At 66.5% G+C, this 22,095-nt stretch carries 24 protein-coding genes and 1 other RNA gene; 10 read left to right on the top strand and 15 right to left on the bottom strand.

The genetic code is table 11. The features are described from left to right. The first annotated feature begins 41 nt into the window (after positions 1-41). Positions 42-1,934 carry a chloride channel protein gene (locus tag ACFPPB_RS11145; RefSeq protein ID WP_377327023.1) on the top strand — a complete coding sequence of 631 codons (1,893 nt, stop codon included), beginning with the start codon at positions 42-44 and terminating at the stop codon, positions 1,932-1,934. A 151-nt stretch (positions 1,935-2,085) separates the two neighbouring features. Beyond that, entirely contained in the window at positions 2,086-2,361 is a 276-nt protein-coding gene (locus ACFPPB_RS11140) for a hypothetical protein (protein WP_377327021.1), read from the top strand. Positions 2,362-2,459: 98 nt separating this feature from the next. Here the strand turns inward: ACFPPB_RS11140 and rpiA are convergent, their stop codons facing one another. The 6 genes from rpiA to ACFPPB_RS11110 all read right to left on the bottom strand — a co-directional run bounded on the left by rpiA (position 2,460) and on the right by ACFPPB_RS11110 (position 5,212). Then, the gene (gene rpiA, locus ACFPPB_RS11135; protein ID WP_377327019.1) at positions 2,460-3,119 is read right to left on the bottom strand and encodes a ribose-5-phosphate isomerase RpiA; all 660 of its coding nucleotides are present in this window, start codon (positions 3,117-3,119) and stop codon (positions 2,460-2,462) included. Positions 3,120-3,183: 64 nt separating this feature from the next. Continuing rightward, the gene (locus ACFPPB_RS11130; RefSeq protein WP_377327017.1) at positions 3,184-3,636 is read right to left on the bottom strand and encodes an EVE domain-containing protein; all 453 of its coding nucleotides are present in this window, start codon (positions 3,634-3,636) and stop codon (positions 3,184-3,186) included. After that, positions 3,633-4,250: a 5-formyltetrahydrofolate cyclo-ligase gene (locus ACFPPB_RS11125; RefSeq protein WP_377327015.1), complete on the bottom strand. Its 618-nt coding sequence runs from the start codon at positions 4,248-4,250 to the stop codon at positions 3,633-3,635. The genes ACFPPB_RS11130 and ACFPPB_RS11125 overlap by 4 nt, the downstream gene beginning before the upstream one ends. A gap of 120 nt (positions 4,251-4,370) precedes the next feature. Next, a non-coding RNA gene (gene ssrS / locus ACFPPB_RS11120) (6S RNA) lies at positions 4,371-4,557 on the bottom strand. A 98-nt stretch (positions 4,558-4,655) separates the two neighbouring features. Next, on the bottom strand, positions 4,656-4,964 hold the full coding sequence (locus ACFPPB_RS11115; RefSeq protein ID WP_377327013.1) for a cell division protein ZapA: 309 nt from the start codon (positions 4,962-4,964) through the stop codon (positions 4,656-4,658). A gap of 8 nt (positions 4,965-4,972) precedes the next feature. Continuing rightward, entirely contained in the window at positions 4,973-5,212 is a 240-nt protein-coding gene (locus tag ACFPPB_RS11110) for a TIGR02449 family protein (RefSeq protein WP_072758696.1), read from the bottom strand. Positions 5,213-5,323: 111 nt separating this feature from the next. Between ACFPPB_RS11110 and ACFPPB_RS11105 the strand changes: the two genes are divergently transcribed. Further along, positions 5,324-5,887 carry a UPF0149 family protein gene (locus ACFPPB_RS11105; RefSeq protein ID WP_377327011.1) on the top strand — a complete coding sequence of 188 codons (564 nt, stop codon included), beginning with the start codon at positions 5,324-5,326 and terminating at the stop codon, positions 5,885-5,887. After that, a complete protein-coding gene (locus ACFPPB_RS11100; RefSeq protein ID WP_377327009.1) occupies positions 5,845-7,236 on the top strand; it encodes an aminopeptidase P N-terminal domain-containing protein in 1,392 nt (463 codons plus the stop codon). The genes ACFPPB_RS11105 and ACFPPB_RS11100 overlap by 43 nt, the downstream gene beginning before the upstream one ends. On the opposite strand, the gene cydX is transcribed toward ACFPPB_RS11100, so the two are convergent. The 3 genes from cydX to ACFPPB_RS11085 form a co-directional block, all read right to left on the bottom strand. Then, positions 7,233-7,373, bottom strand: a complete 141-nt coding sequence (gene cydX, locus ACFPPB_RS11095; RefSeq protein WP_072758693.1) for a cytochrome bd-I oxidase subunit CydX — start codon at positions 7,371-7,373, stop codon at positions 7,233-7,235. The two genes, ACFPPB_RS11100 and cydX, sit on opposite strands and share 4 nt — an antisense overlap. A 136-nt stretch (positions 7,374-7,509) precedes the next feature. Further along, positions 7,510-8,640, bottom strand: a complete 1,131-nt coding sequence (gene cydB, locus ACFPPB_RS11090; RefSeq protein WP_377327007.1) for a cytochrome d ubiquinol oxidase subunit II — start codon at positions 8,638-8,640, stop codon at positions 7,510-7,512. A 10-nt stretch (positions 8,641-8,650) separates the two neighbouring features. After that, on the bottom strand, positions 8,651-10,213 hold the full coding sequence (locus ACFPPB_RS11085) for a cytochrome ubiquinol oxidase subunit I (protein WP_377327118.1): 1,563 nt from the start codon (positions 10,211-10,213) through the stop codon (positions 8,651-8,653). Between the two features lie 525 nt (positions 10,214-10,738). On the opposite strand from ACFPPB_RS11085, the gene ACFPPB_RS11080 reads away from it, so the two are divergent. Continuing rightward, positions 10,739-11,152, top strand: coding sequence for a hypothetical protein (locus ACFPPB_RS11080; protein ID WP_377327005.1), 414 nt, complete (start codon positions 10,739-10,741; stop codon positions 11,150-11,152). A 153-nt stretch (positions 11,153-11,305) separates the two neighbouring features. Further along, positions 11,306-11,815, top strand: coding sequence for a DUF2127 domain-containing protein (locus tag ACFPPB_RS11075; RefSeq protein ID WP_377327003.1), 510 nt, complete (start codon positions 11,306-11,308; stop codon positions 11,813-11,815). 101 nt (positions 11,816-11,916) lie between these two features. Here the strand turns inward: ACFPPB_RS11075 and pepQ are convergent, their stop codons facing one another. From pepQ to rph, 6 genes are all read right to left on the bottom strand, one after another. Then, positions 11,917-13,236 carry a Xaa-Pro dipeptidase gene (pepQ, locus tag ACFPPB_RS11070; RefSeq protein ID WP_377327001.1) on the bottom strand — a complete coding sequence of 440 codons (1,320 nt, stop codon included), beginning with the start codon at positions 13,234-13,236 and terminating at the stop codon, positions 11,917-11,919. Positions 13,237-13,407: 171 nt separating this feature from the next. After that, positions 13,408-13,755, bottom strand: coding sequence for a PilZ domain-containing protein (locus tag ACFPPB_RS11065; protein WP_377326999.1), 348 nt, complete (start codon positions 13,753-13,755; stop codon positions 13,408-13,410). Then, positions 13,752-16,088 (bottom strand): DUF1631 family protein, encoded by a 2,337-nt coding sequence (locus ACFPPB_RS11060; protein WP_377326997.1) that lies wholly within the window; start codon positions 16,086-16,088, stop codon positions 13,752-13,754. The genes ACFPPB_RS11065 and ACFPPB_RS11060 overlap by 4 nt, the downstream gene beginning before the upstream one ends. Before the next feature lie 89 nt (positions 16,089-16,177). Beyond that, positions 16,178-17,344, bottom strand: a complete 1,167-nt coding sequence (gene hemW / locus ACFPPB_RS11055) for a radical SAM family heme chaperone HemW (protein WP_377326995.1) — start codon at positions 17,342-17,344, stop codon at positions 16,178-16,180. Further along, positions 17,341-17,940, bottom strand: coding sequence for an RdgB/HAM1 family non-canonical purine NTP pyrophosphatase (gene rdgB / locus ACFPPB_RS11050; RefSeq protein WP_377327116.1), 600 nt, complete (start codon positions 17,938-17,940; stop codon positions 17,341-17,343). The genes hemW and rdgB overlap by 4 nt, the downstream gene beginning before the upstream one ends. 39 nt (positions 17,941-17,979) lie before the next feature. Beyond that, a complete protein-coding gene (rph, locus tag ACFPPB_RS11045) occupies positions 17,980-18,708 on the bottom strand; it encodes a ribonuclease PH (RefSeq protein WP_377326994.1) in 729 nt (242 codons plus the stop codon). A gap of 93 nt (positions 18,709-18,801) precedes the next feature. On the opposite strand from rph, the gene ACFPPB_RS11040 reads away from it, so the two are divergent. The 4 genes from ACFPPB_RS11040 to mlaE all read left to right on the top strand — a co-directional run bounded on the left by ACFPPB_RS11040 (position 18,802) and on the right by mlaE (position 22,039). After that, positions 18,802-19,665 (top strand): YicC/YloC family endoribonuclease, encoded by an 864-nt coding sequence (locus tag ACFPPB_RS11040; protein WP_377326992.1) that lies wholly within the window; start codon positions 18,802-18,804, stop codon positions 19,663-19,665. A gap of 77 nt (positions 19,666-19,742) precedes the next feature. Beyond that, positions 19,743-20,366 (top strand): guanylate kinase, encoded by a 624-nt coding sequence (gene gmk, locus ACFPPB_RS11035; RefSeq protein ID WP_377326990.1) that lies wholly within the window; start codon positions 19,743-19,745, stop codon positions 20,364-20,366. A gap of 63 nt (positions 20,367-20,429) precedes the next feature. Continuing rightward, the gene (locus ACFPPB_RS11030; RefSeq protein ID WP_377326988.1) at positions 20,430-21,266 is read left to right on the top strand and encodes an ABC transporter ATP-binding protein; all 837 of its coding nucleotides are present in this window, start codon (positions 20,430-20,432) and stop codon (positions 21,264-21,266) included. After that, a complete protein-coding gene (mlaE, locus tag ACFPPB_RS11025; RefSeq protein ID WP_377326986.1) occupies positions 21,263-22,039 on the top strand; it encodes a lipid asymmetry maintenance ABC transporter permease subunit MlaE in 777 nt (258 codons plus the stop codon). Before ACFPPB_RS11030 ends, mlaE begins: the two co-directional genes overlap by 4 nt. The last annotated feature ends 56 nt before the right edge of the window (positions 22,040-22,095 follow it).

Here is a 22,095-nt window from a genome sequence, read left to right as displayed (position 1 = left end):
CCGTCAGCGTAAAATTTCCACTTTTACCCTGCGGCGAATCGATGACCTCCGAGACCGAAAACACCATCGGGCATGCCGACGTGCGCCTGGAAGGCAGTACCGACGCGCTGCCGCTGTCGCCTTCACTCGGCGTGACGCTGGACGCCACCCGAATGCCGCGGCGCTCCACCCTGGTGGATCGTCGGGTGTTGCGCATCACGGCGGTTGCCGTGCTGCTCGGTGTCGGCGCAGCCTTCATCGCGCGGATCCTTACCGCGCTGATCGGACTGGTGACGAACCTTGCATTCTACGGCCGGGTGTCGACGGCGTTCAGCTCGCCGGCGAATAACCATCTGGGACCGTGGGTAATCGTGGTGCCGGTGATCGGCGGCCTGATCGTCGGCGTGATGGCGCGTTGGGGTTCGCGCGCGATCCGCGGCCACGGCATTCCGGAAGCGATGGAGCAGGTACTGCTCAACGAGTCGAAGATCCCGCCAAGGATCACCTTCCTGAAGCCGATCTCGTCCGCGATCGCGATCGGCACCGGCGGCCCGTTCGGTGCCGAGGGCCCGATCATTGCCACCGGTGGCGCGCTCGGTTCATTCATCGGCCAGTTGCTGCATGTGACCGGCGCCGAGCGCAAGGTGCTGCTGGCGGCAGGTGCCGCGGCGGGCATGGCGGCGGTGTTCGGCTCACCGATTGCGGCGGTGGTTCTGGCGATCGAACTGCTGTTGTTCGAACTGCGTCCGCGTTCGCTGATCCCGGTGGCGCTGGCCGCCGTCGCGGCAACCGGCGTGCGTTATGCCACGGTGGGTTCGGCACCGGTGTTCGCGATGCCGCCGCTGGCCACGCCGGGCCTGGTGGCGCTGCTTTCGTACGTCGGCATCGGCGCCTTGCTCGGCCTGGTCAGCGTGGGCGTGACGCGGCTCGTCTACGGCATCGAGGACGTGTTCGAGAAGCTGCCGATCCACTGGATGTGGTGGCCGGCGATCGGCGGTGTCGTGGTGGGTGTGGTCGGCTATTTCGCGCCGCTGACCCTTGGCGTGGGCTACAGCAACATTGAAAACATCGTGTCCGGCCAGCTGACCTTGCAGGCGCTGGCGTTCCTGTGCGTGATGAAATTCCTGTCGTGGTCGATCGCACTGGGCAGCGGCACGTCCGGCGGCACGCTGGCGCCGTTGTTCACCATAGGCGGCGCGCTGGGCGCGCTGCTCGGCCTGGGCGTCGCCGCGCTGGCGCCGCAGTTCGGCGTCGACCCGCGAATCGCCGCGCTGGTCGGCATGGCGGCGATTTTCGCCGGCTCCGCGCGTGCGATGCTGACGGCCGTGGTGTTTGCGTTCGAGACCACCGGCCAGCCGGCCGGATTGCTGCCCCTGCTCGGCGGTTGTACCGCGGCTTATCTGATTTCCGCGCTGCTGATGCGCAATACCATCATGACCGAGAAGATCGCCCGTCGCGGTGTGCGGGTGCCGGCCGAGTACGTCGCCGACTATCTGGATCAGGTGGTGGTGCGCGATGCCTGCACGCATGAAGTGATGACCTTGCGCACCACCCAGACGCTGGCCGAAGTGCGCCGCCGGTTCGACGAAGGCCTGCCCGACATGCAGCATCAAGGCTATCCGGTGATCGACGACGCGGGCCACGTGCGCGGTGTCCTCACCCGCCGCACCTTGCTGGATCCGCAGTGGCACTACACCCTGACCCTGGGCGAGCTGGTGCTGCGCGAGCCGATCGTGGTGAAGGAAAGCCATTCGCTGCGCGAGGCAGCCGATCACATGGTGGCGCACAACGTCGGTCGTCTGATCGTGGTGGGCGACGAGGCGCCGCACGTGCTGGTCGGCATCCTCACCCGCGGCGATATTCTCGCCGCGCATGGGCAGCGCCTGCAGGAGGCCCGCCAGTCCGGACGCTATCTGCATTTCCGCAAGGGGCGCGTGGTGAAGCGCCCGGTCTAGCCGGCTTGCTGATTGTTCCGGATCTCATCGGGGGCGGCGGATACGGTGCGGACCATCGGTATAACGGCCTAGGCCTGATGGCTACTGCAAGCACGGAATCGTTCGGCGTAGCGTGTGCCGGATCGCGCACGGTGCGCGTCTGGAGGTCATCATGGCTGTGCAAAAGAAAGTCGCCCTGACGTTGGAAGGGATGGTCGAGAAATACGGTATCGCCGCACTCGCGGCGCTGCGCAACCCGGCGTTGTGGGACGTGATCGTCCCGCATGGGCCGATCCAGAACGGCGGCCTGTCCGCAAGCGCGAAGAAGCAGCTGCATAGTGAACTGGATGCGGTCTACAGTGTCCTGCTCGGCAACGCCAAGGCCGGCGATGCGATATCCGGCGCCTTCGCGGCGCAGGTGGCCATGCAGAAAGCGGCCTTGCACTGAGCGCCCTGGACCGCATGGGCCGGGGAAGGGCCGCATTGCCGAGGCGGCCTTTCCAGCAGCGGGAGATGCCGGGGGTCGAATAAGACCCCCGCGGGTGGTCAGGCCATCAACTGACCGCCGATCAGCACCACGTCGGCCGGACGCCGTGCGAACAGGCCGACGGTGACGATGCCGGGCAGCTGGTTGAGCTCGCTCTCCAGCGCGGCCGGGTCGGCGATCCGCCAGCCGTGCACGTCGATGATCCAGTTGCCGTTGTCGGTGACCACGCCGTCGCGCCACACCGGCTGGCCGCCGCGCTTTACGATCTCGCGGCCGACCAGGCTGCGCGCCATCGGGATTACCTCGATCGGCACCGGAAACTTGCCGAGCAGGTCGACTTGCTTGCTGGAATCGATGATGCAGACGAACTTCTCGCTGGCCGCCGCGACGATCTTCTCGCGGGTGAGCGCCGCGCCGCCGCCCTTGATCAAGCGCTTGCACGGGTCGCATTCGTCGGCGCCGTCGATGTAGATCGTCAGCGGACCGGCGCTGTTGAGGTCGAGCACCGGAATACCGAGCCGCTTCAGTTGCGCGGTGGATTGTTCGGAACTGGACACTGCACCCTGGATGCGATGCTTCAGGTCGGCCAGCGCGTCGATGAAATAAGCCACCGTGGAGCCGGTGCCGACGCCGACGATGGCGCCGTCCTCGACATAGCGGATCGCGGCCTCACCGGCCTGGCGCTTCTGGTTGACGGTGCCGTCGTTGGCATTGCTCATGACATCGGTTCCGGGAAGAGTATGGTCTGGACAGTGGATGGGTAGCGCGCGGGGCCGACCGAAATCATTCGAGCGCGAGGATATAGCGCCATTCCGTGGCAGCCACCGGCATCACCGACAGCCGGTTGCCTTTGCGCAGCAGCGGCATTTCGTCCAGCGCGTCGTGACCCTTGAGTTCGTCCAGGGTTATCGTGCGCTTGAGTTTCTTCACGAACTTCACGTCGACCAGCATCCAGCGCGGTTCTTCGCGCTTGCTGCCCGGATCGAAGTACTTGCTCTTGGCATCGAACTGGCTGGAATCGGGATAAGCCTCGGACGCGACCTCGGCGATGCCGACGATGCCGGGCTCGGCGCAGTTGGAGTGATAGAAGAACACCTTGTCGCCGGGCCGCATGCCGTCGCGCATGAAGTTGCGCGCCTGGTAGTTGCGCACGCCGTCCCAGGCCTCGGTGCGCTTGCGCTTGAGATCATCGATCGAGAATGCCTCGGGTTCGGATTTCATCAACCAGTATTTCATAGGCCTGCCTTGCCGCCCCGATCAGTAGAACAGTCGATCAGCTCGCGCTCGGTCGCCACGAAGTCGAGCGGAACATCCCACGCCTCCTCCTCGACCCGCGGCAATTCCTGGAAGGAGTAGGCGATGCCGACCAGCAACGGCTCGGTCGGTCGCATCTGCCCGTTGAGGAATGCGAAGCTGTGATCGTAGTAGCCGCCGCCGTGGCCGAGCCGGTGGCCGCGGCGATCGAAGCCCAGCAGCGGCACGAATACCAGGTCGAGCTGGAACGGCTCGAACAATTCGCGCGATTCGACCGGCTCGGGGATGCCGTAACGATTCGGCTGTACCTCGTCGCCGGATTGCCACGGCGCGAAACGCAGATGCTTGCTCTGGCCGATCACCGGCAGCAGAAACTGCTGGCCGCGCGCGGCCAGCGGCGGAATCACCAGGTTGAGCGGCAGCTCGCCGTGGCTGGCCCAGTAGCCGGCCACGCGCGTGTCGGTGAGGTATTCGGGCAATTGCTCGAGGCTGCGGCGCAGGCCTTGCGCGGCACTCATGCGTTCGGGCGGGCTCAGGGCACGGCGGCGTTCGGCCAGGCTCCGGCGCAGCTCGCGGCGTTGGGCGATGGCGTCCACGTGTCGCGCGTCTCCCGTCAAAAAAAGCGCGCCCGGCGGACGTCGCTGCGAGCGAATGGTTACTGCCTGCGTCAACGTCCGGTCGCCGTCATCGACGGCGACCGGACGGGGAATGAAGTGGCGTCAACCGCAATGCCGCTGCCCACCAAACGACCTTGATCCAAGATGGATCAGGTGGGAGAGCTACATGGTCTCGAGGCTTTCCGCACGTGGCGGACATGCACAACAACCGATGTGAAGCCGACCCGGGGCCGTATTTAGGAACAAGGCAAATGTAAGAGTGTGCTGGCGCACATCGCAGAAAACGCCGAGACCGATTTTAGGCGTTTGCCCGGCAATGCGCCACTGGGGAATTACAGTCGTGGTTCATCGAACAGCGCGACAGGCACGTATCGATACCGTCGTTCACCGCTTCAGCGGATCGCTCTCGAGCGCAGCATCCAGCTTGCTGCGCAATGCGGCCAGGCTGTCGCTGAGGCGCCGTTCCTGGCCATCGTGCTGCTTGCGCAAGGAGAGGAATTCATGCGTGACGCTGATCGCGGTCAGCACCGCCAGCCGCTCGAAACTGGGTGCTTTCGCGTTTGCGCGCAGTTCGCGCATCTTGCGATCGAGAAAGCCGGCCGCTTCGAGCAGGCCATCGCGCTCTTCCGGTGCGCAGGCGATCAGGAATTCGCGGTCGATCAGTCGCAGGGCGACCGGTTCACTGCTGGACATGGTTTCTATCAACCGTTGTTTTCAAGCGATTTCAGCCGCTGGATCATCGCCTCGACGCGGCTACGTGCCTGTTCGTTGCGTGCCATCAAACCGGCCCGCTCGCCGGACAACTGCTCCTGGCTCTGGCGCAGGCTGCGGTTTTCCTCGGTGAGCCGACGTACGGTGTCGAGCAACCGGTCCAACTGCTGGCTCAACGCAACCAGCTCGTCGTGGACATGGGTGGACTGAACGGGATCAGGCGTGCTCATGCGCGAAACTATAACAGGACGCTGGTGGAAATCAGCCGGTCTTGACCGGCGGTCGTGGCTGGCATGGCGGCTGCATTAAACTGGCGGCCATTCCCTGTAAGGAGTACCGCCATGACAGCTGCCGGGCCCGTAGGCCACGACGATATCGACGCGCTGATCATGCGCTTGCGGCTGGGTACCGAGGCCAGCGAATTGCACGGCTCGCTGTGCGGCTATATGGCGGGCGGCGGCTCGCTGCGCGGCAGCTCGGTGCTGGCGGCGCTGCAGCTGGACGGCGAGGCCACCGATCCCAGCGTGGCCGACGAGGCCTTGCTGCAGCAGCTGGCCCGGCAGTGCGAGGCCGAGCTGGCCGATCCGGAGCTGGGTTTCGAGCCGCTGCTGCCCGCCGACGATCGGCCGCTGGCCGAGCGTGCCGAGGCGATGGTCGACTGGTGCCGCGGTTTCCTGGGCGGTTTCGGCCTGGCCGGCACGGCGGCGCATGCGCAATTGTCGGAGGAGGCGCAGGAAATCCTGCGCGACCTCGGCACGGTCGCCGCCTCGTCGTTCGATTTCGGCAATGAGGCCGAAGACGAGGACGCGCTGATCGAAGTGCAGGAATTCGTCCGCGTCGCCGCGATGCTGCTGCACACCGAATGCACCGCGCACGACCCTTCCGCCAGCGGCACCGTGCATTGATCCCCAGCGCACCGAACCTGGCGGCGCTGGCGATCACGCCGGACGAATTCGCAAGACGTCGCCGCCAGCTGATGCAGATGGCTGGCGAGGACGCCGTGCTGCTGGTCGCCGCCGCGCCCGAGCGCATGCGCAATGCCGATGCGGCGTGGCCGTACCGGCAGGACTCGGACTTTCATTACCTGGCGGGCTTTCCCGAAGCCGACGCCGTGCTGGCGCTGCTGCCGGGCCGCAAGCATGGCGAGGCCGTGCTGTTCTGCCGCGAGCGCGACCCGATCCGCGAGCGCTGGCATGGCCAGGCGATCGGCACCGAGCAGGCCGTCGTCGGCTATGGGATGGACGACGCGTTTCCGATCGACGACATTGACGACATCCTGCCCGGCATGATCGAGGGTCGCGGTCGCGTGTACTGCCACTTCGGCCGCGAACCGGAATTCGATGCGCATTTGCTGGGCTGGATGCGCAAGCTGCGGCAGCTGCGCGGCGGCGGCGTGGTGCCGAAGGAGTTCGTGGCGTTAGGCCATCTGCTGCACGACCTGCGCCTGTACAAGTCCCGTGCGGAGCTGAAGCTGATGCGCGCATCAGCCGCGATCGCGGTGGACGCGCACCTGGCGGCGTTGCTGGTCGCCACGCCCGGTCGCCTGGAGTACGAGGTCGAAGCCGAGCTGTTGCGCGTGATGCGCAGCAGCGGCGGGGTGCCGGCGTTTGCGCCGATCATCGCCGGTGGCGCGAATGCCTGCGTGATGCATTACCAGAGCCACCGCGCGTCGCTGCGCGATGGCGACCTGCTGCTGATCGACGCAGGCGCCGAGCTGGACTGCTATGCGTCCGACATCAGCCGCACGTTTCCGCTCAACGGGCGCTACAGCCGCGAACAGCGCGCGCTGTACGAAGTGGTGCTGGCCGCGCAACTGGCGGCGATCGACGAAGTGCGGCCCGGCCGGCCGTTCGGCGCCGCGCATACGGCGGCGGTGCGCGTGCTCACCGAGGGTTTGTGCGAGCTGGGCCTGCTCAAGGGCAGCGCCGACGCGGCGATCGCCGAGGGCAGCTACCAGCGCTTCTTCCCGGCCAAGACCGGCCACTGGCTGGGGCTGGACGTGCACGACGTCGGCGATTACCGGGTCGGCGGCGAGTCGCGCCTGCTCGAACCGGACATGGTGCTGACGGTGGAGCCGGGCCTGTACGTGGCGCCGGACGATCGCTCGGTGGCCGAGCGCTGGCGCGGCATCGGCATTCGCATCGAAGACGACGTGGCGGTGACCCGTGACGGCAGCGAGGTGCTTACCGCAGCGATGCCGAAAGAGGCCGAGGCGATCGAAGCCTTGCTGGCTGCGCGCCAGGGGCGTCCCTAGCTCAACTCGTCGGGCAGCTGTGAATCTTCCCGCAAGCGATTGGCCTCGTCGGTGGCATGCACCTCGTACCACATCGCATTGAGGATGGCGAAGGCGCAGGCCAGCCCGAGTCCGAGAATCCAGGAAAAATACCACATGCCGGCTTACCTCGTGTTCGTGTAAAAAACCGCGTCGTCTTGTAGGAGCCCGCTCGCGGGCGATGCCTTTGCTTTGATCTTTCCTACCCAACTATCAGAGCAACAACATCGCCCGCGAGCGGGCTCCTACAAGCATTCAATAGCCGCCGTGCGCCTTGCGCACCTGTTCCAGCGTGACCCGTCCGCGCATCACGCGATAGACCCAGCTGGTATAGAGAATGACGATCGGCAGCAGCACTGCGCTGACCAGCAGCATCAGCTGCAGGGTGCCGCGGCTGGACGAAGCGTCCCACACGGTGAGGCTGGAGCGCGGGTCGAGGCTGGACGGCAGCAAGAACGGAAACAGCGCGAAACCGGCCGAAGCGATCGTGCTGCCCACCATCAGGCTGCTGGCGATGAAGCCGGCGATGCTGCGCCGGCCGATCAAGGCCTGCACGCCGACGGCGGAAACCAGCGCCAGCAGCGGTGCACTCCAGAACCACGGGTATTGCATGTAGCCGGCAAACCAGCTGCCGCCTTCGGCGACCTGCTTGTACAGCGGATTGGAGGCGCCGTCGGTGATCACCGGGCCGACCACGGCGTAGCCGGGAATGCCGTAGGCCAGCCAGACCCCGGCCAGCACGTAAAGCGCGGCGAAGACCAGCGTCATCCATCGCGCGATTTTCACTGCGCGCACCGCAATCGCGTGATCGGCTTTCAGCGCGGCCCAGCACGCGCCGTGCGCCAGCAGCATGCTCAGCGACACCAGCCCGCACAGCAGCGCGAACGGATGCAGCAGATCGAAGAAGCCGCCGTGCCAGCTCATGCGCAGGTCGCCGTCGAACCGGAACGGCACGCCGAGGAACAGGTTGCCGAAGGCGACCCCGGCAACCAGCATCACGACGAATCCGGAGCCGGTGAGAACCCAGTCCCACAGCGACGCCCAGCGCGGGTCGTGGATCTTGCCGCGGAAGTTGAAGCCGACCGGGCGCAGGATCAGCGCCAGCAGTACCAGCGCGATCGCCATGTACATGCCGGAGAACGACACAGCATAGAGCATCGGCCATGCCGCGAACGTGGCGCCGCCGGCGAGGATGAACCATACCTGGTTGCCTTCCCAGGTCGGCTCGATGCCTTCCAGCAGGACCAGCCGTTCCTCGTTGTCGCGGCCGAGCACCTTGAGCAGGCCTGCGACACCGAAATCGAAGCCGTCCATGATGGCGAAGCCGATCAGCAGCGTGCCGAGGAGTGCCCACCAGATCATCCGCAGCGTGGCGTAGTCGAGCATGGCGATGTCCTCAGTGAGCGGCTGCTGTGGATGGAGCCATGGACGGCCAGATGCCCAGGCCATCCGGCCCCTTGCGGGCGAACTTCAGCATCAGCACCACGTCGACGATCGCCAGCGCGGTATAGAACAGCACGAAGCCGCCGAGCGAGGTGAGCACCTGGCCGGCACCGACCGAGGACACGCCGAGCGCCGTCGGCAGCACGCCTTCGATCGCCCATGGCTGGCGGCCGTATTCGGCGACGATCCAGCCCAGCTCGATCGCCAGCCATGGCAGCGGCAGGCTGTACAGCGCGAGGCGCAGATACCAGCACTGAGTATCGAGCTGGCGTCTGCTGGCCTTCCAGAAGGAGAACGCGAACAGCGCGATGAAATAGAAGCCGCAGCCGACCATGATGCGGAACGCCCAGAACAGCACCGGCACGTTCGGAATCGTGCTGTCGGCAGCCTTCTGGATGTCTGTCGGTGTGGCCTGGCGTGGATCGTCGACGTATTGCTTCAACAGCAGGGCGTAGCCGAGGTCCTTGTCGTGCGCGGCGAGGGTGGCCTTCGCTGCTGCGTTGTCCTTGTCCTGGCGCAGCATCAGCATGGCGTCATAAGCCTGGATGCCGTTGCCGATGCGGCCCTTGGCTGCATCCACCAGTTCGGCGATGCCGGGCATCGTCTCGTCGATCGAGCGGGTACCGATCAGGCCCATCACCCAGGGAACCTTCACGGCGTAGTGCGTGGTGCGCTGCTGCACGTCGGGTATGCCGAACAAGGTGAACGACGCCGGGGCCGGCTCGGTGTGCCACATCGCCTCGATCGAGGCCATCTTCATCTTCTGATTCAGCGACACGGTGTAGCCCGACGCATCGCCCAGCACCACCACCGACAGCGCCGCGGCGAGGCCGAAGCTCGCCGCCACCGTCATCGAGCGCTTGGCGAAATCGACATTGCGTCCGCGCAGCAAGTACCAGGCGCTGATCGACAGCACGAACATCGCGCCCAGCACATAGCCGGCGCTTACCGTGTGCACGAATTTTTCCTGCGCCACCGGATTGAAGAACACGTCGGAGAACGAGGTCACCTCCATGCGCATCGTCTGTGGATTGAAGCGCGAACCCACCGGATGCTGCATCCACGCATTCGCGATCAGGATCCATAGCGCCGACAGGCTGGTGCCCAGCGCGAGGAACCACGTCACCAGCAGATGCTTGATCCGCGAGATGCGATCCCAGCCCATGAAGAACACGCCGACCAAGGTGGCTTCGAGGAAGAACGCCATCAGGCCCTCGATCGCCAGCGGCGCGCCGAAGATGTCGCCGACGTAATGCGAGTAGTACGCCCAGTTCATGCCGAACTGGAACTCCATCGTCACGCCGGTGGCCACGCCCATCGCGAAATTGATGCCGAACAGCACGCCCCAGAACTGCACCATGCGCTTCCACACCTCGCGCCCGGTCATCACGTACACGCTTTCCATGATCGCCAGCATCCACACCAGGCCCAGCGTCAGCGGCACGAACAGGAAGTGATACAGCGCAGTCAGCGCGAATTGCAGGCGCGACAGCGTGACGACGTCGGGGTCGATCATCATGGACGGGCTTCCTGCGAAGGTGGAGAAGCGGGGCCGGCCGCAGCGCGGCTGGCTTCGAGCTTGGGATGCGGCGCGATCGCCATGCGTCCGATCGGCGTCGGCAACGCGATCCGGGCCGGCACGCCAGGTGCGAGTTCGGCGGAAAGCCTGCGCGGCGGACGGCGCACCGCATCACGAAGCGATTCCCCAGACGATGACATGCGGCGGCGACCCTGTGCGTTACATGCCCGGCAGCATACGCCGTGAACGTGAAGCCGCCGTGCGGACGGATGCCGCAGTGGCAGAATGCCGCGCGGCAATGCGCGCCCGTCCGCGTTCGTGACTGCGAGCTGTACACCATCGGCCGGGAGGCCGGCGGCTAAGTTACCCCTAAGAATCGAGGCGTATCCAGGAACCATGCGAGCCGGCGGTTGCAGGCGGGTATCGATGATTCGCCCAGTACGGTGGATCAATCGGCTGGATTCCCGGGTCGCATGAAGTACGACAAGCCGGACATCGAGATAGAACCGACGGAGGTGTGTCATGGTCAAGCGCGTGGTTGCCAAGCAGATGTTGATCGGACTGGCCGTTGCGGTGTTGTGCGCCGCGCCGCTGGGCGCATCGGCCCATGACCGCTGGGGCCACGGCTGGGCTCATGGCGGCTGGCATCAGCACGGTTGGGGCCGCGGCGACTGGCACGGAGATCGCGACGACTGGCATCGCGACGATGACAGGGACGGTGGCCGGTGGATTGCGGGCGCAGTGGTAGCCGGTGCCGTGGCGGGCCTTATCGACAGTGCCGTCGCTCCAGCACCGGGTTATTACGAAGCGCCGCCGACGGTGGTTTATCGTGAGCCTGCCAGGGTGATCTACGAGCGTGCGCCGGTGGTCACGCGGACCATTGTGTACGGCGCGCCATACGGATCGCGTTACGACGACGATGATGATGGTGACTGAGCTTGAACGGCACGGTTCGACCCGAGCCCGGCCCCGGCCGGGCTCTTTATTTCAGGTCCTTCCGGCTTTAGCGTGAGTGGCGATCGGGGCCACCCGGAAGAAGCAGGCGGCGGCGCGTCCCGGATGAAGACACGTACCGGATTGAAGAGACGCATGCGACACTCATCCATGCAGACGGCGGTCGACAAGGCGTTCGCCATCGCGCTCGGGCTCAAGGCGGTCGATGCCCTGAGCGAAGTGGCGGGCGGCTTGTGGCTGCTGCTGATCGATCCGCAATGGCTGCAGGGCAGGGCTGCCGCTTTCTTCGCGCCGGAGTTGCGCGAGGACCCGGGCGATTTCCTCGCGACCCACGTCCTGCAATGGGTGGCCCACTTCAAGCAGCACGCCATGCTGTTCGCGGCAGCTTATCTGCTCTCGCACGGCGTGGCGAAGCTGGTCGTGGTGCTGGAGATCGTGCGTGGCCGGCTGTGGGCCTATCCGGGACTGATCGTGCTGACCGCACTGTTCGCGGCCTACCAGCTTTACCACATGGCCGTGGCTGGCCTCACGCCAGGCTATCTCGTGCTGACGCTGTTCGATCTGCTGATCATCGTCCTCACCGCCGTGGAGTACGCCAAGCTCCGCTCGCATCCCCGCCACATGCAGCGCACGCCACCGACATGACCGGCGGGCGTGAGGGTGACGTCCGCCCGGCACAATATACGGTGCCGGCGGTTGTCGGAATTCGACGGTACGGTGCAGCAGGCGGGCTTTTTCCCGGCGGGTCAGTCGTGTTGTGCGAACGCGTCGCGGGTGAGGTTCTCCGGCGCGTCGCTGGTGCATACCACGTCGTCCTCGATACGGATGCCGCCGTACTGGCGGAAAGAGTCGACTCTGGCCCAGTCGATGTCGGCGGCGACCGGCCTGGTGCGCAGTTCTTCCAGCAGCATGTCGATGAAGTACAGGCCCGGCTCGATGGTCACCACCATGCCGGGCTCCAGCACGCGGGTCATGCGCAGATAGGGGTGGCCGGCGGGGCGTGAAATGCTGCCGCCGCGTTCGCTCTGCTGGAAGCCGGCGACATCGTGCACCTGCAGGCCGATCGGATGGCCCAGGCCGTGCGGGAAGAACGCGCTGCTCACGCCGGATTCGACCGCACTCTCGGCGCTCATGCGGATGAAGCCGTGTTCGCGCAGCACGTCGGCCAGCACGTGATGGGCGTGGATGTGCAGTTCGGGATAACTTTGCCCGGCGCGCACCTTGGCGACGAAACCCTGCTGCGCGGCATCGACGCTGTCGATCAATGCCTGGAATTCTGCTGCCTGCGGTGCGGCGTAGGTGCGCGTGATGTCGCTGGCATAACCGGCCGCACTGGCGCCGGCATCGATCAGGAACGAGCGGCTGCGCGCCGGGGGCAGGCGGGCGAAATTCGTGTAGTGCAGCACTGCGCCATGTTCGTTGAGGCCGACGATGCTGGCGTACGGCAGTTCGGCATCGGTCTGTCGCGCGGCGGCGAGGTAGGCCAGGTGGATGCCGAACTCGCTTTCGCCGGCGCGGAACGCTGCTTCGGCGGCGCGGTGCGCGCGGGTGCCGATGCGGCTGGCTTCGCGCATCAGCATCAGTTCGTACCGGGTCTTGTAGCTGCGGTGCCAGTGCAGATAGTCGAGTACCGCCGGCGGGTTGTTCGCTTCGACGCCGTCGATGGCGGGACAAGCCGCGGCGATCACGGCGCGCCTGCCGGCGGGCAGCGCGGCCAGCGTGTCGGCGGCATCGCGCACGAGCACGATGTCGAAGTGCTCGACCCAATAGCCGTGCGGCGCTTCCGGCACCACATGCCAGTAGTCGTGCGGCTGCAGGAAAATCAGTTTCGGCTTGCGGCCCGGCGTGTAGGCGATCCAGCTGCCCGGCGCATCGGTCAGCGGAAGCCAGTGCTTGAAGTGCGGACTCACCACGAACGGATAGTCCTGGTCATCCAGGAACTTGCGCAGCGGCGTGCCCGCGGCGATCAGCAGGTGATCGAAACCGCCCAGCGCGAGTGCCTGGTCGGCGCGCTCGCGCAGGGTGGACAGATGGTGCGGATACAGCGAAGCGACCTGATCGTGCATGGAAACTCCTGCGGGCGGTGGGCAGCTCTCGCTGCCGGATCGCTGGGCGTGTGACAACGGACCGCCGTGCCGCGAGCCGCTCTCGCATGCGGGGCCGGGAAAGCCCGCGATGGGGGAAGGGGAAAGCAGGCGCCCATGATGCCGCGCGGGCGCCGCGACCGCCAGCGAAGGTCAGGCTTGCGCCAGCCAGCTGTCGAGGCGGGCGGCATCGGCATCGCTGATCGCCACGATGCGGTAGCCGGCCCAGATCTGCCCGGAACTGGCGGCGGATTCGTGCCATTGCTCCTGGATGCCGACCTCGATCGGTTGCGACTGCGTCAGCATCCGACCCGAACCCGGCAGGCACAGGCTTACCTGATAGAGCGCTTCGCTGCGCGGCTCCTGCGCCCCGATCAGCAGCATGCCGCTGCTGGAAATATTGCCAAGGTGGCCGATCGGCAGGCCGCTGATCACGTCGGTCACGATGGCCGTGACGGGTGTGTGCTTGCGCTCGGCGCGGCGCTGGTTGATGGAGCTCATCGACGATCGGATCCGGGTGCAATGGACGGCTTGGCCACGGCCGACTGGCGCAGGCTGCCGGTGAGGCTGCGCCAGGCGCGATCGAGCAGGCTCTCGCGCTGCTCCACCACCTCGGACACGCGGCCACCGGCAATCTCGTGGGCCAGCTGGCTGAGGCTCATTTCCTCGCCGCGCTGACCGCGCCGGCTGACCAGCAGACAACGCCCGGACATCGGCGAATACCAGGCCAGCTTGCGTCGCGTGATCTGGCCGCTGGCCGGATCGACGAATTCGAACCAGCTGCCGAACGGGAGCTCGCGCAGATGCTGCTCGATGCGACGCTCACGCGGGCTGGGTTCCGGCGCCTGTGGCCGGGCACGTGCAGGAGTCTGTGCTGGTTGCTCGGAAGCCTGTGCGGGATGACTGGTTGCCGGCTCGGGTTGGGCAGCCTGATGTTCGCCCAGGCGCTGATGCTGTTTCAGGCGCAGCGCGAGATCGGTGGCGCTGGGCAGTTCCACCGCCGGGTCGGGTTTACCCGCCCCGAGCAGCCGCTGCGCCACCTGCACCGCTTCCTCGGCATGCATGCCGATCTGTTGCAGGCCGCTCTCCACGTTTCGCTGCAATGTCGCGCGGTCACCGACGGGCAGGCGACCGAGCAGCTGATCGGTGATCGCCAGCTGTGCGCCGAACGCATCGCTTTCCTCGCCGTGACGCAGCAGGGTCAGTGCCAGCACGTCCGACCACGCCCGGTCCAGCAGTGCGCGCAGCAGGCCGCGTGGCGGCGATTGCGCAAAGCGTTCGGCCATCAGCTCGCTGGCGCGCTGGCGCGCCCGATCCAGCCGCTCGCGCCCCTGCGCCGCCTCCACGTGGCGGCGTTCGGCAGCCTGCGCCTTGCGTGTGAGCAGGGCCAGGTGATGCTCGATATCGGCCAGCAAGGTGGTGTACAGACCGGCGCTGGGCGGTTCCTGATTGGCGCGGCTGACCAGTTGTTCGAGCTTGGTTGCCAGTGGCCGGTTGCTTTCGTCGTCGCTGCCGTCGAGCCAGTCGTTGGCCGTCGCGGTGACGGTGTCCAGCAGCCGGCGCGCCGGATGCTCGCGCTTCTCGAAAAAAGTACGGTCGGCGACGGCCATGCGCAGCACCGGCAACTGCAGGTCGCTGAGCAAGGTCTTGGCATTGCCGCCATGTTGCAGTTGCTGGCCGAGCTGTTCGAACAGCCGTGCCACCAGTTCCACCTTGTCGCCCTGTTCGCCGCTGAGCTGGGTACGCGGGGCGTCGCTGGGCTTGCCGAAGTTGAGCTGGGCCAGCAATTCTTCGCGCAGCCGTGCGGCGCTGCGCAGTTCGCGGCTGGCATGATCGGTGACCTGGGCCAGATGCTGCTGCAGCGCGCCGAGCGCGGTCTGCAGTTCTTCCTCGCTGGCGGCGCGACCGCTCGGCTGGCCGTGGGCGTTGCCCAGATTGGCGCGCTGCTGCGCCAGCAGGTCGCGCAGCGATTCCAGTACTTCGATGGAGCCGCCGTGGGAGCCGCCGCCGGGCACGCCCTGCATCGTGCCCGGGTTGCCGGTGGAGGAGGCTGCGGCCGGTTCGGCGGGTGCCGCGGCTTCGACGTCGGCGGCGCGCGGCCGTTTGCCGATATGGCGGGGAATCGGAATGCTGCGCAGCTGCGGCAGGATGCCATCGGCCTTCAGCTGCACATTGATGGCGTCGTACAGCGGCGCCAGCGATTGCAGCACCCACCGATCGAAGTGCTGCAGCAGCAGTAACTGGTGTTTCCGCGGCAGCTCGAGTTCGGCGCTGGCCTGATGGCATACCCGTGCCAGTGCGTGCGGCCCCAGCGGCAGCGCCTGGCCTTCCAGGGGGGGCGCGCCGATCAGCACGCCCATCCGATAGCTCAGCTCGTACAGCACGTTGCTATGGCGCACCTCGCCGCGGGCGCCCAGTTGCTCCAGCGTCATGGACAGCTCCTGCTCGCCCGTATCGAGCAGCTCCAGCGATTGCCATGGCTTGGCTTCGTCCGCCTTGTTGGCAGGTTTGCCGACGGCATTGTCGAGCTCATCGATCGCGGTGCCGAGCAGCTCCATGAAGCGCTGTTCGAACGTGGTCCGATCCTGCAGCACGCGTTGCCGGCTCGCAAAGCAGTCCTGCTGCTCATCCGCTCGGGCCGCCCGTTCCGCCAGCGCAAAAAGCTGCTTCTCGAATTCGCCCAGGCAGCGTCGCAGCGGTTCGTGCAACCCCTCGACGGACAAGGTATAGCTGGCTTCGAGCTGCCGCTGCGCGCGCGCGGGCCAGCGGCCGCTGCCGAGGCAGCGGCCCTGCGGCGGCGTCAGCTGGCGGCGTCGATCCTGTCCGACATCCATGCAAGAACCTGTGGTTTCCCCCGAGGCAGCCAGTCTATGCCGGTTGCCGCGTCTATGCCATCGCTGGGGGGCGCTCCGGTCGAGAAATCTCAGTCGAGAAAACTGGCGATCACATCGTTGAGAAAGCGCTGGCCCGGCACGGTGGCATGCAGCCGCTGCGGATCGTCGTGCAGCCAGCCGCGTCCGCGGGCCGCGGCCAGTCCGGCGGCGATGCGCCCGGGCCTCAGGCCGGTGCGTTCGGAGAAGGCGGTCAGCGGTACGCCGTCGATCAGGCGCAGCGCGTTCAACATGTACTCGAACGGGAGTTCGGCGGCGCTGACCACGTTGTCGCCGCCGATGCGCGCGGCACCACCGCGGGCTTCCAGATAGGCACGCGGGTGGCGGGCTTTCCAGCGCCGCCGCACCTGGCCGCTCACGGTGTCGCTGAGCTTGCCGTGCGCGCCCGCTCCGATGCCGAGATAATCGCCGAACTGCCAGTAGTTGAGGTTGTGCACACAGCGCCGGCCCGGCAGTGCGTAAGCGGAGATTTCGTACTGGCCATAGCCGGCATTGGCGAGACGGGCTTCGCAGGCTTCCTGCATCGCCCACGCGTGGTCGTCGTCCGGCAGCGGCGGCGGGTTGGCGGCGAACGCGGTGTTCGGCTCCAGGGTCAGCTGGTAATGCGAGATGTGCGTGGGCTCGAGCGCGACCGCACGCTCCACGTCGGCCAGCGCACCGTCCAGCGTCTGCTGCGGCAGCGCGTACATCAGGTCGAGGTTGATGTTGGTGTAGCCGGCGTCCTGCGCCGACTTCACCGCGGCCTCCGCCTCGTTCGCCGAATGGATGCGGCCTAGCCGTTTCAGCTTGTCGTCGTCGAAGCTCTGCACGCCGAAGGAGATGCGGTTGACGCCGGCCGCCAGATAGCCGTCGAAACGGCCGTGCTCGACCGTGCCGGGGTTGGTTTCCAGCGTGATCTCGGCATCGGTGGCCAGCGGCAGGCGTTCACGCACGCCATCGAGCAGCCGGCCGATCAGCTCCGGCGCGAACAAACTGGGCGTGCCGCCGCCGAAGAACACGCTGATTACAGGCCGGCTTTCCAGCGCCGCACTGAAATCGACGCGATCGGCATCCAGATCGGCCAGCAGATGATCGATGTAGTCGGCGTACGGCGGCGGCTCGCTGCGCAGGCCGTGTGAGTTGAAATCGCAGTACGGGCATTTCTTCACGCACCACGGCATGTGGATGTACAGCGACAGCGGTGGCGCGAGCAGGCTCATGCGTGGCGTTCGGCCAGCCTCGCGTGCAGCTGCGCCAGCGCCTGGCCGCGATGGCTGAGGCGGTTCTTCAGCGCCGGATCGAGTTCGGCGGCGCTGAGCGCCTGGCCATGCGGCAGGAACAGCGGGTCGTAGCCGAAACCCTGTTCACCGCGAGGCGTGTCGAGCACGCGGCCGTGCCAGCGGCCTTCGGCGATCAGCGGGGCGGGGTCGTCGGCATCCTGCAGCAATACCAGCGCGCAGATGAAGAACGCGCCGCGCTGCGCCGCGGGCACGCCGTCCAGTGCCCGCAGCAACTTCACGTTGTTCGCCGCGCTGTCGCCGTGGCCGCCGGCATAGCGCGCCGAATACAGCCCGGGGGCGCCGTGCAGGTGCTCCACGCACAGGCCGGAGTCGTCGGCCAGCGCAGGCAGGCCGCCGGCCCGGGCCGCGTGGCGCGCTTTGAGCAGCGCGTTCTCGACGAAGCTGAGGCCGGTTTCCTCGGCGTCCGCGACGCCCAGGCTCGACTGCGCCACCACCTCGAAGCCGCTGTCGGCAAGCAGCGCGTTGAACTCCGCGACCTTGCCGCGATTGCTGCTGGCCAGTATCACCCGTTGCATCATCGATCGATTCCCGATTCCCGATTCCCGATTCCCGGCTTACAGCGCCAGCGCCGCGCGCTGCGCCGCGACCAGTTCGCCGATGCCTTTCTCGGCCAGCATCAGCAGGCCGTCCATCTCGTCGCGGCGGAAGGCATGGCCCTCGGCGGTGCCCTGCACTTCGATGAAGCCGCCGCCGTCGTTCATCACCACGTTCATGTCGGTGTCGCAACCTGAGTCCTCGATGTAATCCAGGTCGAGCACCGGCAGGCCCTGGTAGATACCGACCGACACCGCGGCGACCGCGCCGACGATGGGATTGCGCTTGAGGTTCTCGCGCTTCATCAGCAGATTCACCGCATCGACCAGCGCCACATAGGCGCCGGTGATCGCGGCAGTGCGGGTGCCGCCGTCGGCCTGCAGCACGTCGCAGTCCAGCGTGATGACGCGTTCGCCCAGTGCCTGGCGATTGACGCAGGCGCGCAGCGAGCGGCCGATCAGGCGCTGGATTTCCATGGTGCGGCCGCCCTGGCCGCCACGCGCGGCCTCGCGCTGCATGCGGGTGTTGGTGGCGCGCGGCAGCATGCCGTATTCGGCGGTGATCCAGCCTTCGCCCTTGCCGCGCAGCCATGCCGGTGCGCGATCCTCGATGCTGGCAGTGCACAGCACGCGGGTGTCGCCGAAGCTCACCAGCACCGAACCCTCGGCATGGCGGGTGTAGTGGCGTTCGATGGTGACAGTGCGCAGCTGGTCGCTGGCGCGGCCACTGGGACGGGTGACGGAATTCATGGGGCAGTTCCTGGCGTCGCTTGGCCGGATTGGGCAAGGCGGGACGGGAGAGTTTACCATTGCACTCTCATCCCCACGTCCGGACGGCGACAGATGATCCGCAGCATGACGGCTTACGCCAGTGCCGAAACCACCGGTCCCGCCGGTACGCTCAGCTGCGAGCTGCGCACGGTCAACCATCGCTATCTGGAAATCAGTCCGCGATTGCCGGACGAGTTGCGCAATTTCGAATCGCAGCTGCGCGAGCGGGTGGCGGCGAAGCTGTCGCGCGGCAAGCTCGACCTGACCGTGCGTTTGCGCGGCGGCGATGCGCGCAGCGATTCGTTGCAGGTCAACGGCGCATTGCTGTCGCGCCTGTCGGAGCTGAACCTGGACATGGCCGCGCTGTTTCCCGCCATGCAGGTGCAGTTCACCGAATTGCTGCGCTTCCCCGGCGTGATGCAGCAGGCCGAGACGGATCCGGAAGCGCAGCAGGCCGCGCTGTTCGACGTGCTCGATCGGGCGCTTGACGCGCTCGCCGCGACCCGCGAAAGAGAGGGCGAGAAGCTGGGCGAGATCCTGCGCGACAAGCTGGACGGCATCGAACGCGTGGTCGCCGACGTGCGCGGCTGGATGCCGGAGATCCGCGCCGCGTTGCGCACCCGGCTGGAAACGCGACTGGCCGATCTCAAGCAGCCGGTCGAGCCGGGCCGGCTCGAACAGGAACTCGTATTGCAGATCACCCGCACCGATGTGGACGAGGAACTCGACCGGCTCAGCACGCACATCGGCGAAACGCGCCGGGTGCTGGGGCTGCAGGAACCGGTCGGACGCCGGCTGGATTTCCTGATGCAGGAGTTCAATCGCGAGGCGAACACCCTGGGTTCCAAGTCGGTCGACGCGCGCAGCACCAATGCGGCGGTCGAGCTGAAGGTGCTGATCGAGCAGCTGCGCGAACAGGTGCAGAACATCGAATGAAGACGAGTTCTGCGCAAGCCCCGGCCCCTCACCCCGGCCCTCTCCCTCGGGGGAGAGAGAGCGAGGAGCTTCGCATCATGTCGGTTGAAGCGGGCACGCTGTTCGTGGTCGCCGCGCCTTCGGGCGCCGGCAAGTCCACCCTGGTGAACGCGCTGCTCGAGCGCGAGCCGGCGATCTCGCTGTCGGTGTCGCACACCACGCGGCCGCCGCGCACCGGCGAGCTTTACGGGCGGCATTACTATTTCGTCGAGCGCGCCGAGTTCGAGCGCGAGATCGCCGAGGGCGTCTTTCTCGAACATGCCGAAGTGCACGGCAACCTGTACGGCACTTCGCGCACGTCCGTGCAGGAGCTGCTGTCGCAGGGGCGCGACGTGCTGCTGGAGATCGACTGGCAGGGCGCCGAGCAGATCCGCCGCAGCAAGCCCGATTGCGTCAGCGTGTTCATCCTGCCGCCGTCCCGGGCGGAGCTCGAGCGGCGCCTGCGCGGCCGCGGCTCGGACAGCGCCGAGGTGATCGAGCGCCGGCTGCGCAATTCGCGCGGCGAGATGGCCCATGCGCACGAATTCGACTACATCCTGGTCAACGACGTGTTCGAGGATGCACTGGCCGATTTGCAGGCGATCGTGCGGGCGGTGCGCCTGCGCAGCGCCCTGCAGTGGCAGCGGCATGAATCGCTGATCACCGAATTGCTGGCGTTGTAGGAAGCCGCATGGCGTTGCGGCGCGCGTTCGATTACCTTGTCCTCCTTTGTGGCCGAAGTCTCCATGACTCAACCTGACCGCCAGCCGCCCGACGACAGCACCCTGGTGCGTATCCGCGGCCTGACCACGGTACTCAACGGCAAGACCATCTTCGAGGCGCTGGATCTGGACATTCCGCGCGGCAAGGTCACTGCGATCATGGGTCCCAGCGGCACCGGCAAGACCACCTTGCTCAAGCACGTCACCGGTCAGATGCGCCCCGATGCCGGCGAGATCCGGGTCAACGGCGAGAACGTGGCCGACATGTCGCGCGAACAGCTGTACAAGATGCGCGAAGGCATCGGCTACCTGTTCCAGAACTCGGCCTTGCTGACCGATTTCGACGTGTTCGAGAACGTGGCGTTTCCCTTGCGCCAGCACACGCAGTTGCCGGAAGTGCTGATCCGCAACCTGGTGCTGCTGAAGCTGCAGGCGGTCGGGCTGCGCGGTGCGGCGCGACTGATGCCGAACGAACTGTCCGGGGGCATGGCGCGGCGCGTGGCACTGGCGCGGGCGATCGTGTTCGATCCGATGCTGATCCTGTACGACGAGCCGTTCGTGGGACTCGATCCGGTGGCGCTGAACCAGGTCCTGAAACTGATCCGCACCCTCAACCAGACGCTGGGCATCACCAGCGTGCTGGTCGCGCACGAACTCGAGGCGGTCAAGCAGGTCGCCGAGCATGTGTTCCTGATCGCCAACGGCAAGGTGGTGGCGCAGGGCGATCCGAAGACCATTGCGAACGACGGGTCGCCGTGGACGCGGCAGTTCTTCGGCGGCGAACCGGACGGCCCGGTACCGTTCCAGTATCCGGCCGGCGATCTGGCACAGGCATTGGGCTTTACTGGAGCAGCGAAATGAACGTGCGCGCACCACATAGCAATAACGTGGTGATCCAGTCGCTGACCCAGATCGGCAACTGCGGCCTGTTCCTGCTGACCCTGCTGGCGGCGATTCCGCGCAGCTTCCGCTACGTCCGCGAGACGATCCGCCAGCTGTGGTTCGTCGGTGCGATGAGCTTGACCATCATCATGGTCTGCGGCCTGTTCGTCGGCATGGTGCTGATGCTGCAGCTGTACCACGTGCTGTCGATCTTCGGCGGCACCTCGGCCAGCGGCATGGTGGTGGCGTTGTCGGTGTACCGAGAACTGGGGCCGGTGGTCACCGCGCTGTTGTTCGCCGGCCGCGCGGGCACCTCGGTCACCGCCGAGATCGGCCTGATGCGCGCCACCGACCAGATCGACGCGATGGAGATGATGGCGGTCGATCCGATCGCCTATGTCGCCACGCCGCGCTTCCTGGCCGGGCTGATCGCGATGCCGCTGCTGTGCTGCGTGTTCTGCGCGATGGCCGTGCTGGGCGGCCATCTGGTCGGCGTGACCTGGCTCGGCATCGACAACGGCACCTTCTGGTCGAACATGACCGCGGAGGTGGACGTGCATACCGACATCGTCAACGGCGTGTTGCTCAAGAGCCTGGCGTTCGGTGCCGTGGTGTCGCTGATCGCGGTATTCCAGGGCTTCACCACGCCGCCGACCAGCGAGGGCGTGGCCTACGCCACCACCCGCACCGTGGTCGCCTCGTCGATCGCGATCCTGGCTCTGGACTTTGTGCTTACCGCGTTTCTCATGTGAGTGTGCCGACGTGACTGCCATGAACTCCATTTCGAATATCCGTACCCCATCGAGGA

Origin of the sequence: Rhodanobacter terrae, assembly GCF_042657005.1 — a bacterium.
Taxonomy (GTDB): domain Bacteria; phylum Pseudomonadota; class Gammaproteobacteria; order Xanthomonadales; family Rhodanobacteraceae; genus Rhodanobacter; species Rhodanobacter terrae.
Note: the sequence above shows the minus strand (reverse complement) of the source record. Positions and strands in the feature narration are given on the sequence as shown.

What these genes read in the sequence shown, in the direction of transcription:
- ACFPPB_RS11140 (WP_377327021.1), top strand. Translation starts at nt 2,086, where the DNA reads ATGGCTGTGCAAAAGAAAGTCGCCCTGACGTTGGAAGGGATGGTCGAG.
- ACFPPB_RS11110 (WP_072758696.1), bottom strand. Translation starts at nt 5,212, where the DNA reads ATGAGCACGCCTGATCCCGTTCAGTCCACCCATGTCCACGACGAGCTG.
- pepQ (WP_377327001.1), bottom strand. Translation starts at nt 13,236, where the DNA reads ATGCACGATCAGGTCGCTTCGCTGTATCCGCACCATCTGTCCACCCTG.
- ACFPPB_RS11105 (WP_377327011.1), top strand. Translation starts at nt 5,324, where the DNA reads ATGACAGCTGCCGGGCCCGTAGGCCACGACGATATCGACGCGCTGATC.
- hemW (WP_377326995.1), bottom strand. Translation starts at nt 17,344, where the DNA reads ATGAGCCTGCTCGCGCCACCGCTGTCGCTGTACATCCACATGCCGTGG.
- ACFPPB_RS11065 (WP_377326999.1), bottom strand. Translation starts at nt 13,755, where the DNA reads ATGAGCTCCATCAACCAGCGCCGCGCCGAGCGCAAGCACACACCCGTC.
- cydB (WP_377327007.1), bottom strand. Translation starts at nt 8,640, where the DNA reads ATGCTCGACTACGCCACGCTGCGGATGATCTGGTGGGCACTCCTCGGC.
- ACFPPB_RS11030 (WP_377326988.1), top strand. Translation starts at nt 20,430, where the DNA reads ATGACTCAACCTGACCGCCAGCCGCCCGACGACAGCACCCTGGTGCGT.
- ACFPPB_RS11040 (WP_377326992.1), top strand. Translation starts at nt 18,802, where the DNA reads ATGATCCGCAGCATGACGGCTTACGCCAGTGCCGAAACCACCGGTCCC.
- ACFPPB_RS11100 (WP_377327009.1), top strand. Translation starts at nt 5,845, where the DNA reads ATGCACCGCGCACGACCCTTCCGCCAGCGGCACCGTGCATTGATCCCC.
- ACFPPB_RS11060 (WP_377326997.1), bottom strand. Translation starts at nt 16,088, where the DNA reads ATGGATGTCGGACAGGATCGACGCCGCCAGCTGACGCCGCCGCAGGGC.
- ACFPPB_RS11145 (WP_377327023.1), top strand. Translation starts at nt 42, where the DNA reads ATGACCTCCGAGACCGAAAACACCATCGGGCATGCCGACGTGCGCCTG.
- ACFPPB_RS11075 (WP_377327003.1), top strand. Translation starts at nt 11,306, where the DNA reads ATGCGACACTCATCCATGCAGACGGCGGTCGACAAGGCGTTCGCCATC.
- rdgB (WP_377327116.1), bottom strand. Translation starts at nt 17,940, where the DNA reads ATGCAACGGGTGATACTGGCCAGCAGCAATCGCGGCAAGGTCGCGGAG.
- rph (WP_377326994.1), bottom strand. Translation starts at nt 18,708, where the DNA reads ATGAATTCCGTCACCCGTCCCAGTGGCCGCGCCAGCGACCAGCTGCGC.
- ACFPPB_RS11080 (WP_377327005.1), top strand. Translation starts at nt 10,739, where the DNA reads ATGGTCAAGCGCGTGGTTGCCAAGCAGATGTTGATCGGACTGGCCGTT.
- cydX (WP_072758693.1), bottom strand. Translation starts at nt 7,373, where the DNA reads ATGTGGTATTTTTCCTGGATTCTCGGACTCGGGCTGGCCTGCGCCTTC.
- ACFPPB_RS11115 (WP_377327013.1), bottom strand. Translation starts at nt 4,964, where the DNA reads ATGTCCAGCAGTGAACCGGTCGCCCTGCGACTGATCGACCGCGAATTC.
- gmk (WP_377326990.1), top strand. Translation starts at nt 19,743, where the DNA reads ATGTCGGTTGAAGCGGGCACGCTGTTCGTGGTCGCCGCGCCTTCGGGC.
- rpiA (WP_377327019.1), bottom strand. Translation starts at nt 3,119, where the DNA reads ATGAGCAATGCCAACGACGGCACCGTCAACCAGAAGCGCCAGGCCGGT.
- mlaE (WP_377326986.1), top strand. Translation starts at nt 21,263, where the DNA reads ATGAACGTGCGCGCACCACATAGCAATAACGTGGTGATCCAGTCGCTG.
- ACFPPB_RS11130 (WP_377327017.1), bottom strand. Translation starts at nt 3,636, where the DNA reads ATGAAATACTGGTTGATGAAATCCGAACCCGAGGCATTCTCGATCGAT.
- ACFPPB_RS11085 (WP_377327118.1), bottom strand. Translation starts at nt 10,213, where the DNA reads ATGATCGACCCCGACGTCGTCACGCTGTCGCGCCTGCAATTCGCGCTG.